Source organism: Thermaerobacter litoralis (assembly GCF_054654595.1).
This window is the reverse complement of sequence record NZ_BAAIES010000009.1, coordinates 420,913-435,299: the sequence shown is the minus strand read 5'-3', so window position 1 is coordinate 435,299 and position 14,387 is coordinate 420,913. Positions and strand designations below refer to the sequence as shown.

Below are 14,387 nucleotides of genomic sequence, written 5' to 3'. Positions count from 1 at the left end.
GCTGAACGGACGCGGCAACAGGAGAGGGCGCGGCCGGTTCCTGGCCGCGCCCCCTCCTTGCCGCGTCCCTTCCTTGCTTGGCGTCATCACCGGCGAGCGGGTGCGTCGAACCGGAGCTCGTAGTGGACCGGGGTCGCCGAATCGTCGCCGGTGATGTGGGTGACCAGCACCAGCTGCCGGTCGGCGTTGCTGCGGCCCAGGGTCGCCGCCAGGGTGTTCAGGTCTTCCTGGCGCGGCCTGTCGTGGAAACGGAAGTCCCGCGCCTCCACCCGGCCGTTGCGGTCCAACTGGACGGCCGTGACCAGGTAGGTCACGGGCTGCCCCGTCGCCTCGCTGAGGCTCTGGAAGCCCTCCAGGCTGCTGCCGTCGAAGGGACCGGCGAGGGTTCCCTCGCCCGCCCGGACGACCACGTTGTCGATGAACCAGCCGTCGTTGGCCGGGTCGTCGTCGTTGCCGGCCGTCGCCCAGTCGGTCACGTAGCGGAAGGCCAGCAGGATGCTGCGCCCGTCGTATGCCGACAGGTCGAAGGTCTCATGGCGCCAGCCGCCCGAGACCCCGGTAAAGCCGGGTACGTTCTCCCGCACCCGGGGATGGGCATTGGGGTCGAGCACCGACGTGGTGTTTTCGTTGGCCAGGCTGGTCCACGTCTTGCCGCCGTCGCTGGAGACCTGGACGAAGCCGTAGTCCCAGGCTGCCTCGATGTCGTAGGCGTGGTCGAACTCCAGGATGGTGCCGCTCGCCCCCCGCAGGTCCAGGGGGAGGACCAGCCACTGGTCCAAGAGGTCACCGGTGCCGCTCCAGAGGGCCTGCCCGTCGCCGCCCGCCGGCGCCGGGACCACCGACCACGGGATCGGCAAGAAGTCGTCGCCGTTGAAGGTGACCCGGGTCGCCCGGGCCTGGTCGCGGGTCCAGGTGGCGGCCACGTCGGTGGCCCAGCCGGCCACCTGCCCGTCGCCGAAGGTGGTGGCCTCCAGGTTCACCCCACCCTTCGAGCCGAACCGGGTGAGGTCGATGCTGTGGAACCGGTAGGCGTCCGGCGCCCGGCTCTGGCCGGCGGCCACGAGCGCCACCTGGAAGTCCCGGTAGACCTCGGGGAACCGCTGCCGGTACCCCAGCTCGGCCAGGACCGCGTCGACCCCCTGGCTGCCGTTGGCAGGGTTGGCCACCAGCCGGCGGATCACCTCGCCGCCGCCGAAGTGGTCGTGGAGGTACAGCTGGAAGAGATACGCCACCCCGTAGTCGGCCAGGATCTGCCGGTCGCCCTGGTCCCCCCAGGCGGTGAGGGAGTTCTCGGGGTTGTCCAGGTACCAGTCGACGTGGCTGTCGGGGTGACCGTACCCAACCAGGAACTCGGCGAAGTCCGAGATCCCCTCGTTGATCCAGTTGTCCTCGTCGCTGTCGTAGTCGTCGTGGATCAGGTGCTGGAACTCATGGGCCAGGGTCCCGTCGTACAGATACGGCCTTCCGGTGGCGGGATCCCGCCGCCAGGGGGCGTCGTTGGGACCGAGCCGCTGGGCCCAGTCGAAGGCGTCGATGGTCACGATGTTCCGGTCCATGTAGAGCTCATAGGCCGAGGCATAGAACCCCGCCACGTAAGACGGGTAGGTGGGGTCGTAGTAGTTCTCATCCTTGACGTTCTCCACCAGGATGATGTCCCGGGCCTTGCCGTCGGCGGCGGTGTAATAGCCGTCCGGCACGTAGCCCCACTGGTCGAGCAGCGCTTGCGACCCGTCGTGGACGTCCCAGGGGCCGAAGAACGCCTCCTCCTTGGGCCGGATGTTGGTCTCGAACTCGTTGAGCAGGTAGCGGACCTGCTCATCGGTGACGGCCACCCGGTCGTTGCGGGGATCCCCCTGCGGGAACGACAGGTTCTCGGCGACCCAGATCTCCGCGTGCTCGCTGACGCCGCGCAGGACGAAGGTGGTCGCGACCAGCCGCCCGCGGCTGTAGTCCAAGGTGAAGAAGGTACGGCGGGTGCCCGGCACGGGCTCGTAGGCCGCCGTGGCGGCCATGATCCCGGCTTCCCCCTGCGCACTGCCGTCCACCACCGGCGCCTTGCGGGCGACGGGGAACCGGCGATGGCGCACCTGGGGGCCGACGTCCATGGGCTCGGGCTCGCGGACGGCGGACGAACCGGCCCCTCCGGCCTCAAGGCCTGCCGCCGCTCCGCCGGAGCCCGAGGCCAGCGCCCGGCCGGCGAGGCCCGGTCCCGGCCCGGCCGAGACGATGGCCGCGGCCAGCGTCACCGCCAGGCCCAGCGCCACCAGGCGCCGGCGCCGCGTGGTACCGTTGCGATGCTGCATCCCCATCCCTCCTCACGGGGTGACGAGCTCGTCCCGGGGGGATGGGTTCGATTTCCACGGGCACCATTCCTTTATCAGGGGCACCAAATTTTTGTCGGATCGTGTCGACCGGATGCCGTCATCCATCGTCGGTGTCCAGTTCCCGATCACCGCCGCGGCCCAACCGGGCTGGTGGAACGGGCCGGGCCGGCGCCTTCCCCATCGCCGCCCGGAGCCGGCCCGCCGGTTCGACCCCCTGGCTGCCGCCGCGGGAGGATGGGCCGGCCATGGGCGACCGCCGCCGGAGGGGACGGCTGCCGGGAGGGACGGGGGGCCCGGTCCGGGGCCTCGGCGCCGGTGGTCCAGAAAGCCGTTCCGTCGGAAGACCCCGGGGCGGCGCCGTGGTGCGATTCCGGGGGCTCCGGGCGCTTACCAGGGGGAGATGCCCAGGTTCGACGGAATCGGGTTGCCGTTCCCGCCCAGCGCTTAGGGCCTGGCGGGACGGCCGCGGGCCGGGTGGAATCCGGGGCCGCAGGGGCTGGACCGGACGTTGCCCGCCCCGCTGCCGCCGGTGTGTTGGACGGACCCTGGGGCCGCCGCGGTCCGGGCGCCGGAGCGGGCCGCTGCCCCGGCGGCTGGGGCGACCGGTGCGGGGCGGTGCGCCAACCGGCCCAGGAGGGCGTGACGACCCGCCCCAGGCTCGGCCCCGGCCGAGCGATCGGGGGTGGGGTCGTACCACCTTCTGCCCTGGGGGCGCTCCCGGCGGATCCGCCCGGGGTGAGCGAGGTGGCTGGAGGGGCGGCGGCTTCTCCGGGCCGGGGCGGGGTGGGCCGGCCGCTACCAGAGGCGCCGCCTGCCCCCGCCGCAAGGGTGGCGCCGCCCGTCCCCGCCGTAAGGGCGGTGCCGCCCACCCCCGCTGCAAGGGCTCGGAACGGCGATGGCGGGATGTCCGGGGCCGGCGCCGGGTCCGCCTGCTGCGCGGCCAAAGGAGCCGGCGCGGGGTCCGCCTGCTGCGCGGCCAAAGGAGCCGGCGCCGAGGCCGCCTGTTGCCCGGCCGGGGGAACCGGCGGTGGGGGAGCCGGTTCGGGGTCCGGCCCGGCGGGTAGGGCCGGTGCCCGCCGTGCCGGCGCCGCCGCCACCGGGGCCGCAGGGGCCACCGGCGGCTCGGGACCGGGTTCGGATTCCCCCTGGACCGTGCCGGCCGGTTGCCGCGAGCCGGGTGCTGGTTCCTGCGCGGGTATGGCCGGCCGTACCGGTGCGGGCTGCGGCTCTTCCCGGAGCGCCCCGGCGGGCATTGCCGGTGCGGGGCTTGCGGCCGGTGGCGCCGGGGCTGCCGCCGGCAACGGAGCCGCCGCCGGGGGGCCGTCCGGATCGGCGACCTGGGGTGGTTCGGCGGTGGCCGGGGTAGCGGCCAGGGCGGCGGCTGGCGTGGCCGCCGGCGCGGCGACCGGGTCGGCGCCCGCCCCGGCGGGATCGCCCCCCGGCGAGGTGGCCGTCGTCGTGGGGATCGCCGGAGTGGAAGCCGCCGGTGGTTGGCCGGTGGTCCCAGGCACCGGCGGCGCATCCGGGGCCGGAGGGGTCCGGCCGCTCCCAGGCGTGACCGGAGTGCCCAGGCTACCCTTTCCCGGCCAAGGTTCGGGCGCGCCGCGACCGCCGGCCCCGGCCAAGCCGGCCACGGCCGCCGGCTCAGAAGCCGGCTCGGCGGCCGGCGGGATCGCCGGTTCGTCCGGCCGGGCCGTCTCCCCGCTGGCGGCGAAGGCCGGCACCGCCGACAGGCACCACCGGCTGCCGGCGGCGGTGAGGGACCCCACGACATAGCCCGCCAGGGAGGCCAGTACCGCCAGCAGCCCTTGCCCGGCCGGGCCCGGCGGGAGCTGGTGGAACCAGGCCGGCCCCGTGTCCAGGGGCGGACCGGCCTCCCAGGTCCCGGTCAACCAGAGCAGGGCCGTGTGCACCAGGCCGAAGAGAGCCGCCGCGGTGATCCCCAGAAGCGCCGAGCGGAGGGCGTCCCGCCGGCGTCCCCGGCGCCGGCGACCGTCCCGGGCGGGCGGGTGAGGCCGCCCAACCCCGTCCCCGCGGTTCCCGTCCGGGGGCGAGACCTTTCCCACCGCCCCTCTCGGTCCAGCCGGTTCCGTAACCGTATAAGGAGCGGCGACAGGCGGTTCAGCAGGGACGGGCCGCCGGCACGGGAAGGGCACGACGGGGGCGGGGCGGCGGGAACCGGACCCCGGATCGGACGAAGACCTCCCGGCCGGTGCCTCGCCCCGGCCGCGGAGGGAGCGGCCCTGTGCCGGCGCCCCCCGGCTGGGCAGAAGCCAGAGCAGGCCCGAGAGAATGACCGGCTGGGCCGGGGTGGGCACCTCCGCCTTCCCGGTCAGGGCCAGCATGATCCCCGTCCGCAGCATGGTGTAGGAGGCGGCGGCTCCTGGTGCATCACCCGGCCGGCGGGCGGACGACGCGGCGTGGGTGAGGACCCAGGCGGCCAGGGCGACCGAGGCCGCCGCGTACACCCCCGGTGCCAGCCGCCGCACGGGGTGGTCGACCGGCAGCGCGGTGAACTCCCAGGGCGCTACGGCCGCCAGGGCCAGGGCCAGGGCGCCGCCGTGGAGGACCCAGCGCAGGACGAGCCGGCGGGGGTCCTCCGCAGCGGGCCGGCCCACCAGATCCCCGGCGGCCAGGGCGGCCACCACCGCCGCCGCCAGCACCGCCAGGGCCGCCGGCGTCCACAGGCCCCGGCCCAGGTCTGGAAGGGCCGGTCCCGATCCCCACCAGCCCATCCACCCGGCCAGGGCCACGCCGTAGCCCAGCACGGCCAAGGCCGCCGGGACCGCGGCGGCGACGGCCCGGAGCCGGCGGCCGAGCGCCACCCCGGGGCGGGGGCCCGCCCCGCCGGAGCTCGTCCCCTCCCGGTTCCCGGCGTCCCGCCGTAGGGCCCGGCGTCCCACAGCCGGCGCAGTGGCCTCGGCCGGCGCGGCGGCCGCGGCCGGCGCACCGGCTGCGGGCGAGCCGGCCTGCAATGGTGCCCCGAGCTGGGGCGATGGCCCCCTGCCCGCCCCATCCCCATGGCGGCCTGTGCCGCGGCGACCCCGGTTGCTGAGCCGCTGCCGCCACCGGCGGCGGGCGGCGGCCAGGGCCGAGGCGGTGAGGCCCGCAGCGGGGATCCACAGCCCGGCGGCCAGGAGCGGATGGGCCGCCGGGCCTGCGCCGGGGTGACGGACGGCGGCGGCCAGGGTGGCATACAGGCCGGCCGTCACCAGGACCGTGCCCACGGCCGCGCCCCAGGCCCAGGGCCCCGGGCCTCCCCGGCCGGCGCCGGCCGGAGCCGGTTCCTCGGCGGGGGGTGGGGGAACCACCAGCACGGGGTGGGAGCCGGCGGCGTGGGGGCCGGCGACGGCTCCCCGCTGGGACCCGGGGGCCGTGCCCGGCTGCGGGCTGGTGGAACGGGCCGCCGCCTCTGGTCGCGGGCCGGAGGGGGCGGGTGAGGGGCGACGGCGCTGGCCCTCCGGGGGCCGGTGCTGGCCGGGCCGGCTCTGGCCGGGCCAGTGCTCGCCGGGCCGTTCCCCGCCGGGCCGGCCGGGAGGGTCGGAAACCGGACGAGGGCCGCGGGCCGGGCGGGTCCGGCGCAGGGGGATGGGTCGACCGGCAGGGTCCATGGCGAAACCTCCTTGTCATCCGGGCTGTGGGAAGGTCCACACGGGCGGGGTTGGCTGGACGACGGTTGGCTGTGCAATCTATGGACGAAAATCCGTCGGTCGCCCATCTCAGCCTATGCGCCCGGCGGCTCGGACATGGCAGGGCGCCCGTCCCAAACCCCGCGACGGGGGTGCGGGGAAGGCGCTCAACGCCCGGCCCGGTCCGGCGAGACCGGGCGCCGGGGCACGTCGCCCCCAGGGGCCCGGCCCGGCGATGCCAGCCGGTCCCGGGCAACGGAGTGGCGAGGTGGCTCCCGGTCGGGCCGGGTCCCAAGCACTCGACTGCCAGGAGGGCCGGCGCCCAGGAGGAGACGGGCGGCCCGGCGCGGAATGGGGCTGGCGAAAGGATGTGAGGTTGTGGCGGTCATCCTCCGCCTTGTGCTGTGGGTCGTCGTCTGGATCGGGGGCCTGGCGGCCGCCCGGGCGGTGGTCGAGCCGGCGGTGCGGCAGGGCGCTGAGGCCTTCCCCCAGCTGGCGTGGCCCGCCCTGGGGGTCGTCCTGCTCGGCGCCGCGGGGATCTACGGCATCCTGGCCGCCGGTTGGGGCCGGCTGATGGATGGGCGCAGCCCCTGGCTGCGAGGGCTGGCGGCGCTGGTGTGGACCGCCGCGGCCGCGTTGCTGGTGCTGGCGGCCGTTCGCGCCCTGGTGCGGGTCGAACCGGTGACGGCCGGTGCCCCCACCGCGCCGGCGCTGCTCCTGGCCCTGTTGGGTTCGCGGCTGCTGTGGGCCGCCGGGCTTCTGCTGGCCCTGGCCGGGGCGAGCCTGGGTGCCCGGCCCGCCGAGCGGCGCCGCCGCCTGGGCCCCGGGCGCTTTGGCGGGTGACCGGCGCCTCAGCGCAACCAGCGCAGGCGCCACAGGGGCCAGAAGACCAGCACCGCCCGCCCGTCCAGCCGGTCCAGGGGCACCGGCCCGAAGGAGCGGCTGTCGTAGCTGCTGGGCCGGTTGTCGCCCAGGACGAACACCGTCCCCGGCGGCACCGTGACCGGGGCCAGGTCCGACCGGTCGCCGTAAACCACGTAGGGCTCTTCCACGGCGGCGCCGTCGCGGATCAGCTGGCCGTCCTCCATGGCCACGGTCGAGCCAGGACCGGCCACCACCCGTTTGATGTACTCGCCCCCCGGCTGCTGGGGCGGCCGGAAGACCACGATCTCCCCCGGCCGGGGCTCCCGCCAGCGGACGCCCAGCTTGAACACCAGCACCCGCTCGCCGTGGTGGAGGGTGGGTTCCATGGAGTGGCCCTGAACCACGAAGGATTCGGCCACGAAGGTGCGGATCAGCAGGGCGAGCAGCAGCGACAGGACCAGCGTCTGTAGCAGTTCCATGAGAACGCTTCCTAGCGCGCGATATCGGGACATGAACAACGCTCCATTGGAGGGACCGGACCCCCAGGAGGTCCGGTCCCGGTTAATCCATTGGTATGACGGTCACCGCCGGGATCTTCCCTGGCGGCGCACGCGGGATCCGTATGCCATCCTGGTGTCGGAGATCATGCTCCAGCAGACCCGGGTGGACACGGCCCTGCCATACTACCTTCGCTTTCTCCAGCGATTTCCGACAGCCTTCCACCTGGCCGCCGCGCCGGAGGAAGAGGTGCTGCGGCTCTGGCAGGGCCTGGGGTATTACCGGCGCGCCCGCCAGCTGCAGGCGGCGGCCCGGGTGCTGGTGGACCGGCACGGCGGCCGGGTGCCCCCCGACGAGGCCGCCATCCGGGCCTTACCGGGCGTGGGCGACTACACCGCCGGGGCGGTGCTCAGCATCGCCTTCGACCTGCCGGTTCCGGCCGTGGACGGCAACGCCCAGCGGGTCTTAAGCCGCCTCTTCGCCCTGGACGAACCGGCCGACGCAGCGGCGGGCCGCCGGAAGCTCCAGCAGCTGGCCCGGCAGCTGGTGCAGGGGCCGCGGCCCGGGGCCCTCAACCAGGCGGTCATGGAGCTGGGTTCCACCGTCTGCACGCCGCGCAAGCCCCGCTGCGAGGAATGCCCGGTGGCCGACCTTTGCCGGGCCTGGGCGGCGGGGCGGCCGGAGGCCTGGCCGGTGATGCGGCGGCGGCCGGCCCCCCTGGTCGAAGAGCAGGTGGTCATGGTCCTTTGCCGCTGGGACGGCCGGGTGGCGCTGGTGCGGCGGCCCGAGGGCGAGCTCTTGGGCGGGCTCTGGGCCTTGCCCTACGCCCGCCGGCAGCCGGACGAGACGTGGCTCCAGGCTCGGGCGCGGGTGGGTGGCATGCTGCAGGCGACCCTGGGGGTGCCCTTGCGGTGGCGGGTCGAACCCGTGGCGGGCCGGTGGGATTTCAGTCACCGGCGCTGGCAGTGGCGGCTCTACGTGGCCGAGGTGGACGCACCTCCGGGGAGCGATGGGACCGGCGGAGCGGACGGGCCCCTTGACGGCGGGGCCGCCCCCGGCGGCTCCGGGGCGACGGCGTTGGGGCGCCCCATTCCCGCACCCCCTGAGGGGTTGGGGGCGGCAGGCGGCGGGACGGCGGGGGCCGTGGGCGAGGAGCCGGGGTCGTGGCGGAGCGGGGACGGGCCGGGATCCCGGGCCGGGGGACCGGTCCCGGTCCAATGGGTGGATCTTGAGGCGCTGGACGAATGGGCCATGGCCGCCCTGGACCGGAGGGCTCTGGCGGCGGCCATGGAGGCGCCGGCGGCGCCGTCCCTGAACGGGCGCCGGAAGAAACGGGCCGGGGCCGGCTGAGGCCGGCCCCGGCTGCCCTTTCGCTACCACAACTCCGCCATGCGCTTGCGGACCTCGCCCTCCTCGGGGAAGCGGCCGGTCTCCGCCTTGTTGTAGATCTCCCGGCCGCCGGCGGTGACGATGAACCGCCCGCCCGACGAGGGAACCAGGGTCAGCGACGCCACGCGATCGGGGTAGGCCCCGAGGATCTCTTCCGCCACACGGGCGGCTCGCGGCAGGTACCCTCAAGAGGTGCAGTACTCGATGCGGACCTCGATGCGCTCGCTCACCACATACCCTCCCTTGCTGGCATGGAACCGGCCCTTGGTGCACCTCGGGGCCGGTTCGTCCGGCCCAGCCGCCCAGCTCGTCCAGCTTATGGTTAGTTTACCATGCCGGCCGGCGAGCCGGTGGGCCGCCCTGCGGGGCTGATCCGGCGACCCGCTCGCGGTCAGACCGCCCGCGGTCATAGGATGCGCTTGCCGAAGGCCGAAGCGATGAGGGCCACCGCCACCTCGGCGGTGCGGTTGTGCACGTCGCGGATGGGGTTGACCTCCACCACCTCCATCCCCGCCAGCAGCTTGGACTCGGCGACGATCTCCATGGCCAGATGGGATTCGCGGTAGGTCAGCCCGCCCACCACCGGGGTCCCGACGCCCGGTGCCACGTCGGGGTCCACCACGTCCACGTCGAAGCTGACGTACAGGCGGCGCGCACCCCGGCCCTGCAGGTGCTGCAGCGCGCGCCGGGTGACCTCGGCGATGCCCAGCTCGTCGATCTGCTGCATGGTGTAGGTCACGATGCCGGTTTCCCGCAGCTTCTGCCGCTCGCCGGGATCCACGTCCCGCAGGCCGATCATCACCAGGCGTTCCGGTGGGAGGTAGCGGGGAAGCCACCGGGTGTGGGCCAGGAGTTCGGGATCGCCCCGGCCGACGATGCAGGCCACCGGCATCCCGTGGACGTTGCCCGAAGGCGTGGTGGCCGCGTCGTTGAAGTCGGCGTGGGCGTCGAACCAGAGCACCCCCAGATCCTCCACGCCCTGGGCCAGGAACCCGCCGATGGTGCCGACGGCCAGGCTGTGGTCGCCGCCCAGCACCAGGGGCACCCGGCCCTCCCCCGCCAGGCGCGTCACCCGTTCGGCCAGGGAGCGCCAGACGGGTTCGATGGCCTCGATGTGCTTGAGGCGCGGGTGACCGGCGTCGAGGCTCTCGGCCACCGGGACCTCCAGGTTGCCCAGGTCCCGGACCCGGCACCCGACCTGCCGCAAGGCGTCGGTCAGCCGCGCGTACCGGATCGCGCTGGGTCCCATGTCGGTCCCGCGGCGACTGGCGCCCAGGTCCATGGGAACCCCGAGGATCGCCACCTCCACCCCATCCATCCCCTTCCCGTGCCTGCCGTGCTCCCTTCTCCCGCAGCCTTTGGGACCGGGGGGACGCCGGCGGGCCCGCCCACCCACCGGCGACCACCGTCGCCCTCCCCCGCCCCGCACCATCCCCTGGGGCCATTATGGCACGGGCGGCGGGGGACGTGCCGGGCGTCGCCCGGGCACGGCGGCCGCCAGGCCCGGGGAGGCGGTAGCGGGGGGCGCCGGACCCGCGGGCCGCCAGGCCCAGGGAGGGTGCCGGGCGTCCTCCGGCCGGGGGCCGTAACGCCCCGTGAGGCGGTCCCGGGCGTCCTCCGGATCCGCGGACAGGACCGGTCGCGGGGCCCTCGCCAGCGGCAGTCACGCCGCGGCGGCCGCCGGACCCGCGGGCCGCGCGACCGGCGGCGGCACGTCCCTGGGGCATCCTTTCTTCCAGACGAACCGCCCGTCGCCGATCCCGGCGGCGCGTCCCCGCATCCCAAGGCGGCGGCGACGGGACGGGCGAGGAAGGAAGGTGACGAGGGTGGAGAACACCGGCGTTCTGATCGTGCTCGGCCTCCTGGTCGTCGGCGCTCTGGTGTTCTGGACGATCAACCGTGCGGGAACCAAGGCCGGCCTGCCCGGCGACATCCCCTCCCGCCCCCGTCCGGTGGAGGGCCGGCCCGTCAATCCCCGCCGCCCCACGGTGGGCGGGGACACCTTCACGGCGGCCGAGAACGTCCTCACCGGGGGGGAGGAACCGGGCGAGCCCGGCGAGCCGGGCGAGCAACGCCAGGAGCAGGCGAAGGAGCGCCGGAACCCCGGCGGCCGGCTCGGGGAACAGGATGGACAGGGGTCATCGCCATGACTTTCCAGCGGGAGGCGGGCCCCTGCCATGACTTGCCGGCGTGAGGCGAAGGGCGACGGATCATATTACGACTGCCAGCCTCGGCAAAAAGGCACGGGCCTCGGGAGGAGGTGAAAGGCCTTGGCTCGTGGTCAGCAGAGCAACCGGCATCTGGTCCCGGGTGCCGCCCGGGCCCTGGATCAGTTCAAGTATGAGGTGGCGCGGGAGCTGGGCATCCAGATTCCTCCCGACGGATACTGGGGCGACATGCCCACCCGGCTGACGGGCGCCGTCGGCGGCCACATGGTGCGCCGCATGATCGCGCTGGCGGAACAGCAGCTGGCGCAGCGCGGCACCCTGCCGCCGGCCGACGCCACCCGCGCGGCCGCGACGCCGGCCTTCGGGGCGGCCAACTGGGCGGCCGGCCGGGCCGACGCCTTCCAGCCGGCGCCCCGGATCTGAGGCGCTCTTGCGGCTGTAGCGCAGGAGGACCTCGCCGGCGGTTCCGGCCCGGCTGGCGGCATCCCGGTCTTTCGCGGTGGGGCGACAGGATGCCCGAGGTGCCCATCGCGGGGAGCGCGGGCCGAGCCGGCCGGTTCGACCGTCGCGGGTTCGGAGCGGGCAGGTTCCGTGGCAGGGAACCGGCCCCACGGGTACGCGGGATCGGAAGACGGCTGCGGGCCTTGGCGACCATCGACCCGGCCTGGTTGGGGCGGGGCGGCGGCAAGGCCCGTTTCCCTTTGGCCGGCGGGCGGATGACACGGGATTACCCGGCCAGGGACCCGGGATTACACGGCCAGCCGCGGGATTACACGGCCAGCCGGTAGAAGAGCCAGGAAGCGATGTAGGCCAGTTGCCCCGTCAAGACCAGCACGCCCAGCAGCACCAGGGCGAGGCCGCTGGCCTGTTCCACCCGCCGGAGGAACGGGCCGCCGCGGCGCAGCCAGCCGGGCTGGAGCCGGTCGATGACCAGGGCCAGGGTCAGAAAGGGGATGGCGAAGCCGGCGGTGAAGGCCGCCAGCAGCAGGACGCCCTGGACCACCGTCCCCACCGATGAGGCCAGCAGCATGATCGACCCCAGCACGGGGCCGACGCACGGCGTCCACCCGACGCCAAAGGCGGCTCCCATGAGCACCCCGGGCAGGAAGCCGCCGCCGGCCGGCGCCACCTGGGCCCACGCCGGCCGCCACTCCCGCTGGAGCCACCGCCACCGCAGGATGCCCAGCATGTGAAGGCCGAAGAGCACGATCAGCACACCGGCCACCTTCTGCAACAGGTCCCGGTAGGCGATGAGCAGGGCGCCCACCGCCGACAGGCTGGCGCCGGTGGCGATGAACACCAGCCCCAGGCCCAGGACGAACCCGGCGGCGCCGGCGAGCCGGCGCGGGCGGGCGATGGCGGCGCCACCCGGCGGCATACGGACGGGGGCGGCCGGCTCGCCGCCGGTTCCACCCAGCAAGGCGAGGTAGGCCGGATAGAGGGGCCAGACACACGGGGAGAAGAAGTAAGCCATGCCCGCCAGCAGGGCGATCCCGGCGGTGACCTGGGCTTCCGCACCCGTCATCCCGCAGCGCCTCCTCTACCGCCCGTGGGGCACATCCTGCCGTGGCGCACCGGCCTCCGGGGCGGCACGCCCTGCCGTGACGCATCCACCGCCTAGGCCGCGGCACGCCGGTTCAGGCGGCGGGACGGTCCAGAGCACCCGCCTCGATGGCGATGCGCTTCAGCTCGGCGATGGCCTCCTGCACGTACCCCGGCAGCCACAGGGCCCGGCACGTCTCCTTGCTGGGCGTGACCGACCGCATGAAGAGATACGTGGTCAGGAAGTCCACGTAGACCCGGCGCCCGTCGGTGGTGCCGACCTCCAGGTACGAGGTGTTGGGCGACAGCTCGAACAGGAAGCGGAAGTTGGGCTGCTCGGCGTCGGCCTCCACCCGGGGCGCGCCGAAGCGGGCCTCCAGGGCCTCCCGCAGCCGGGCGACCCGCGGGCCCAGCTGGCCGGCGGGCGCGTCGTCCTCCAGGCGGTCGAAGGCGGTGCCGGTGACCCGCCGCCGCTCCAGTTCCTCGATGGTCTGGCGGAACAACGGCTGATCCAGGCGGTCGACCACGTTCTCCATGCCCTTTCATCCCTCCGGAAGCGGAATCGTCCCCTCCACCGCGAATTCTACCGCCCCCGGCGCGCCAGGGAAACGGCGGGCGTGGGAAACGGCGGCGTCCGGCGCGCAAACCCGCCCCCATCCCTGGCCCCGGGGAAGCCGATCGCCGCCAGGGCCGCCCAGGGCGCCGGCACCATGTGGTAAACTCTCCTATTGTGGCAGCGCCGCGGCCATGCCCCTTGGCGCGGCCGGGGGGCCGTGGCTGGGTCGCGGGTGGATTCCGGCCGTGTGGGTGGATGCCGGCCGCGTGGCCCTTGGGCGCGGCGCCCGGGCGCGGCGGCAAGGGACGGGCGCCGGGGCATGGGGGCGGCGGCCGGGGGCGGGGGAACACGGCAGGGCGGGGGAGGTCCTTGGTGATCCGGGTGCCGGTGACGGCTTGGTGGTTCCCCTTCGCGGCCGGGGGCTGGGTCCTGCTCCTGTACGGGTTCCCCCTGCTCGTGGGCCTTGCCTTGTCGCGCCTTCCAGGTGCCGCTGCAGTTCCTGCCGGGCGCAGCGCGGCTCCTGCCGGGCGGGGTGGGGCGGCGGGGACACCGGCCCGCCCCGCGGTGCGAACCTGGCCGGGCGGTACCACCGGCGGCCGCGGCCTGGCGGCCGGCGCCTTCACCGCTCTCTTGCTGACGAACTGGCTGGCGACCCTGGGCCTGGGCCTCGAGGGCCCCGGGTGGGTACCGGGGCTCTGGCTGCAGGCCGCCTTCCTGGCCGCCCTTCTGATCCCCGCCTACGCCGGCTGGATGCGCCCCGGCGGCCGGACGGGGCGGCGGGTGGCCTGGGTGTGGGCCGCCGCCCTGGGGCTGGATGGCGCGGCGGGCGCGTGGGTGGTCCGCGCGGCCCTGGAGGCGGGCGGGATCGCCATCGGACCGGCGGCGGCGCTGGCTGCCAGCCGGCTGATCCTGGGGTGGGGGCTGGGCCTGCTGGTGGCCGACGGCCGCCGGCCGCCCCGGCGGTCGCTGGTGCTGGCGGCGCTGGTGGCCGGGCTTCCGCCCTTGCTCACCGGCGTCCTCCCGGCCCGGGCCGGTCTGGTGGCGTGGAGCCTGGTCTTGCGGGCGGCCTCCGCCGGGCTGGTCCTGTCGGGTTTGGCGGGCGGGCGGCTGGTGCCCGGAGCCCGCCGCGGCCGGGGCGAGGCCCAGTGGGTCTTCACCCTGGCCATGGCGATCGCCCTCGCGCTGATGTTTCTCCTGGCCCGCTGGCAGGCCGGCCCCCTGGGCCCCGGCGGGCCGGCCGGCATCCCGTAGCCGGCCGGCGGGTGGCCCGTAGCCTGCGGAATGTCCCGTCCCCTGCCCCGTCGGCTGCGGCGGTTCCGTCCCCTGTGGCGTTTTGCAAGTCCAAACCTTGTGAAATCCATCACGAAAAACACAACAAGCCTCCATCCGGAGGCTTGTTGTGTCTGGGGGATGCGTC

General features: G+C 75.1%; 12 protein-coding genes. 5 read left to right on the top strand and 7 right to left on the bottom strand.

Annotated elements, in window-relative coordinates; genetic code table 11:
* Window positions 1–86: 86 nt before the first annotated feature.
* Together ACYQ02_RS08905 and ACYQ02_RS08900 are read right to left on the bottom strand one after the other, a co-directional pair.
* The gene (locus ACYQ02_RS08905; RefSeq protein ID WP_460040091.1) at window positions 87–2,303 is read right to left on the bottom strand and encodes a choice-of-anchor J domain-containing protein; all 2,217 of its coding nucleotides are present in this window, start codon (window positions 2,301–2,303) and stop codon (window positions 87–89) included.
* Window positions 2,304–2,449: 146 nt separating this feature from the next.
* Window positions 2,450–5,935 (bottom strand): hypothetical protein, encoded by a 3,486-nt coding sequence (locus tag ACYQ02_RS08900; protein ID WP_460040090.1) that lies wholly within the window; start codon window positions 5,933–5,935, stop codon window positions 2,450–2,452.
* 396 nt (window positions 5,936–6,331) lie between these two features.
* Between ACYQ02_RS08900 and ACYQ02_RS08895 the strand changes: the two genes are divergently transcribed.
* Window positions 6,332–6,796, top strand: a complete 465-nt coding sequence (locus tag ACYQ02_RS08895; RefSeq protein ID WP_460040089.1) for a hypothetical protein — start codon at window positions 6,332–6,334, stop codon at window positions 6,794–6,796.
* Between the two features lie 8 nt (window positions 6,797–6,804).
* Here ACYQ02_RS08895 and lepB read toward each other — a convergent pair whose 3' ends face one another.
* Window positions 6,805–7,296, bottom strand: coding sequence for a signal peptidase I (gene lepB / locus ACYQ02_RS08890; RefSeq protein ID WP_460040088.1), 492 nt, complete (start codon window positions 7,294–7,296; stop codon window positions 6,805–6,807).
* Window positions 7,297–7,327: 31 nt separating this feature from the next.
* On the opposite strand from lepB, the gene mutY reads away from it, so the two are divergent.
* A complete protein-coding gene (gene mutY / locus ACYQ02_RS08885) occupies window positions 7,328–8,665 on the top strand; it encodes an A/G-specific adenine glycosylase (RefSeq protein WP_460040087.1) in 1,338 nt (445 codons plus the stop codon).
* A gap of 23 nt (window positions 8,666–8,688) precedes the next feature.
* Here the strand turns inward: mutY and ACYQ02_RS08880 are convergent, their stop codons facing one another.
* On the bottom strand, window positions 8,689–8,934 hold the full coding sequence (locus ACYQ02_RS08880; protein WP_460040086.1) for a SelT/SelW/SelH family (seleno)protein: 246 nt from the start codon (window positions 8,932–8,934) through the stop codon (window positions 8,689–8,691).
* A 176-nt stretch (window positions 8,935–9,110) separates the two neighbouring features.
* Window positions 9,111–10,022 carry an arginase gene (gene rocF, locus ACYQ02_RS08875; protein ID WP_460040085.1) on the bottom strand — a complete coding sequence of 304 codons (912 nt, stop codon included), beginning with the start codon at window positions 10,020–10,022 and terminating at the stop codon, window positions 9,111–9,113.
* 499 nt (window positions 10,023–10,521) lie between these two features.
* Between rocF and ACYQ02_RS08870 the strand changes: the two genes are divergently transcribed.
* Both ACYQ02_RS08870 and ACYQ02_RS08865 read left to right on the top strand, forming a co-directional pair.
* Window positions 10,522–10,854 (top strand): hypothetical protein, encoded by a 333-nt coding sequence (locus ACYQ02_RS08870; RefSeq protein ID WP_460040084.1) that lies wholly within the window; start codon window positions 10,522–10,524, stop codon window positions 10,852–10,854.
* Window positions 10,855–10,974: 120 nt separating this feature from the next.
* A complete protein-coding gene (locus ACYQ02_RS08865) occupies window positions 10,975–11,295 on the top strand; it encodes an alpha/beta-type small acid-soluble spore protein (protein ID WP_460040083.1) in 321 nt (106 codons plus the stop codon).
* Between the two features lie 346 nt (window positions 11,296–11,641).
* Here ACYQ02_RS08865 and ACYQ02_RS08860 read toward each other — a convergent pair whose 3' ends face one another.
* Together ACYQ02_RS08860 and ACYQ02_RS08855 are read right to left on the bottom strand one after the other, a co-directional pair.
* The gene (locus ACYQ02_RS08860; RefSeq protein WP_460040082.1) at window positions 11,642–12,397 is read right to left on the bottom strand and encodes a cytochrome c biogenesis CcdA family protein; all 756 of its coding nucleotides are present in this window, start codon (window positions 12,395–12,397) and stop codon (window positions 11,642–11,644) included.
* A gap of 112 nt (window positions 12,398–12,509) precedes the next feature.
* Window positions 12,510–12,950 carry a hypothetical protein gene (locus tag ACYQ02_RS08855; RefSeq protein ID WP_460040081.1) on the bottom strand — a complete coding sequence of 147 codons (441 nt, stop codon included), beginning with the start codon at window positions 12,948–12,950 and terminating at the stop codon, window positions 12,510–12,512.
* 392 nt (window positions 12,951–13,342) lie between these two features.
* Here ACYQ02_RS08855 and ACYQ02_RS08850 point away from each other — a divergent pair, with 392 nt between their 5' ends.
* Entirely contained in the window at window positions 13,343–14,221 is an 879-nt protein-coding gene (locus ACYQ02_RS08850) for a hypothetical protein (RefSeq protein WP_460040080.1), read from the top strand.
* The last annotated feature ends 166 nt before the right edge of the window (window positions 14,222–14,387 follow it).

Bases quoted from the DNA above. Each gene is read 5' to 3' on its own strand.
- ACYQ02_RS08855 (WP_460040081.1), bottom strand. From the start codon at position 12,950: ATGGAGAACGTGGTCGACCGCCTGGATCAGCCGTTGTTCCGCCAGACC.
- ACYQ02_RS08860 (WP_460040082.1), bottom strand. From the start codon at position 12,397: ATGACGGGTGCGGAAGCCCAGGTCACCGCCGGGATCGCCCTGCTGGCG.
- rocF (WP_460040085.1), bottom strand. From the start codon at position 10,022: ATGGATGGGGTGGAGGTGGCGATCCTCGGGGTTCCCATGGACCTGGGC.
- lepB (WP_460040088.1), bottom strand. From the start codon at position 7,296: ATGGAACTGCTACAGACGCTGGTCCTGTCGCTGCTGCTCGCCCTGCTG.
- mutY (WP_460040087.1), top strand. From the start codon at position 7,328: ATGAACAACGCTCCATTGGAGGGACCGGACCCCCAGGAGGTCCGGTCC.
- ACYQ02_RS08900 (WP_460040090.1), bottom strand. From the start codon at position 5,935: ATGGACCCTGCCGGTCGACCCATCCCCCTGCGCCGGACCCGCCCGGCC.
- ACYQ02_RS08905 (WP_460040091.1), bottom strand. From the start codon at position 2,303: ATGCAGCATCGCAACGGTACCACGCGGCGCCGGCGCCTGGTGGCGCTG.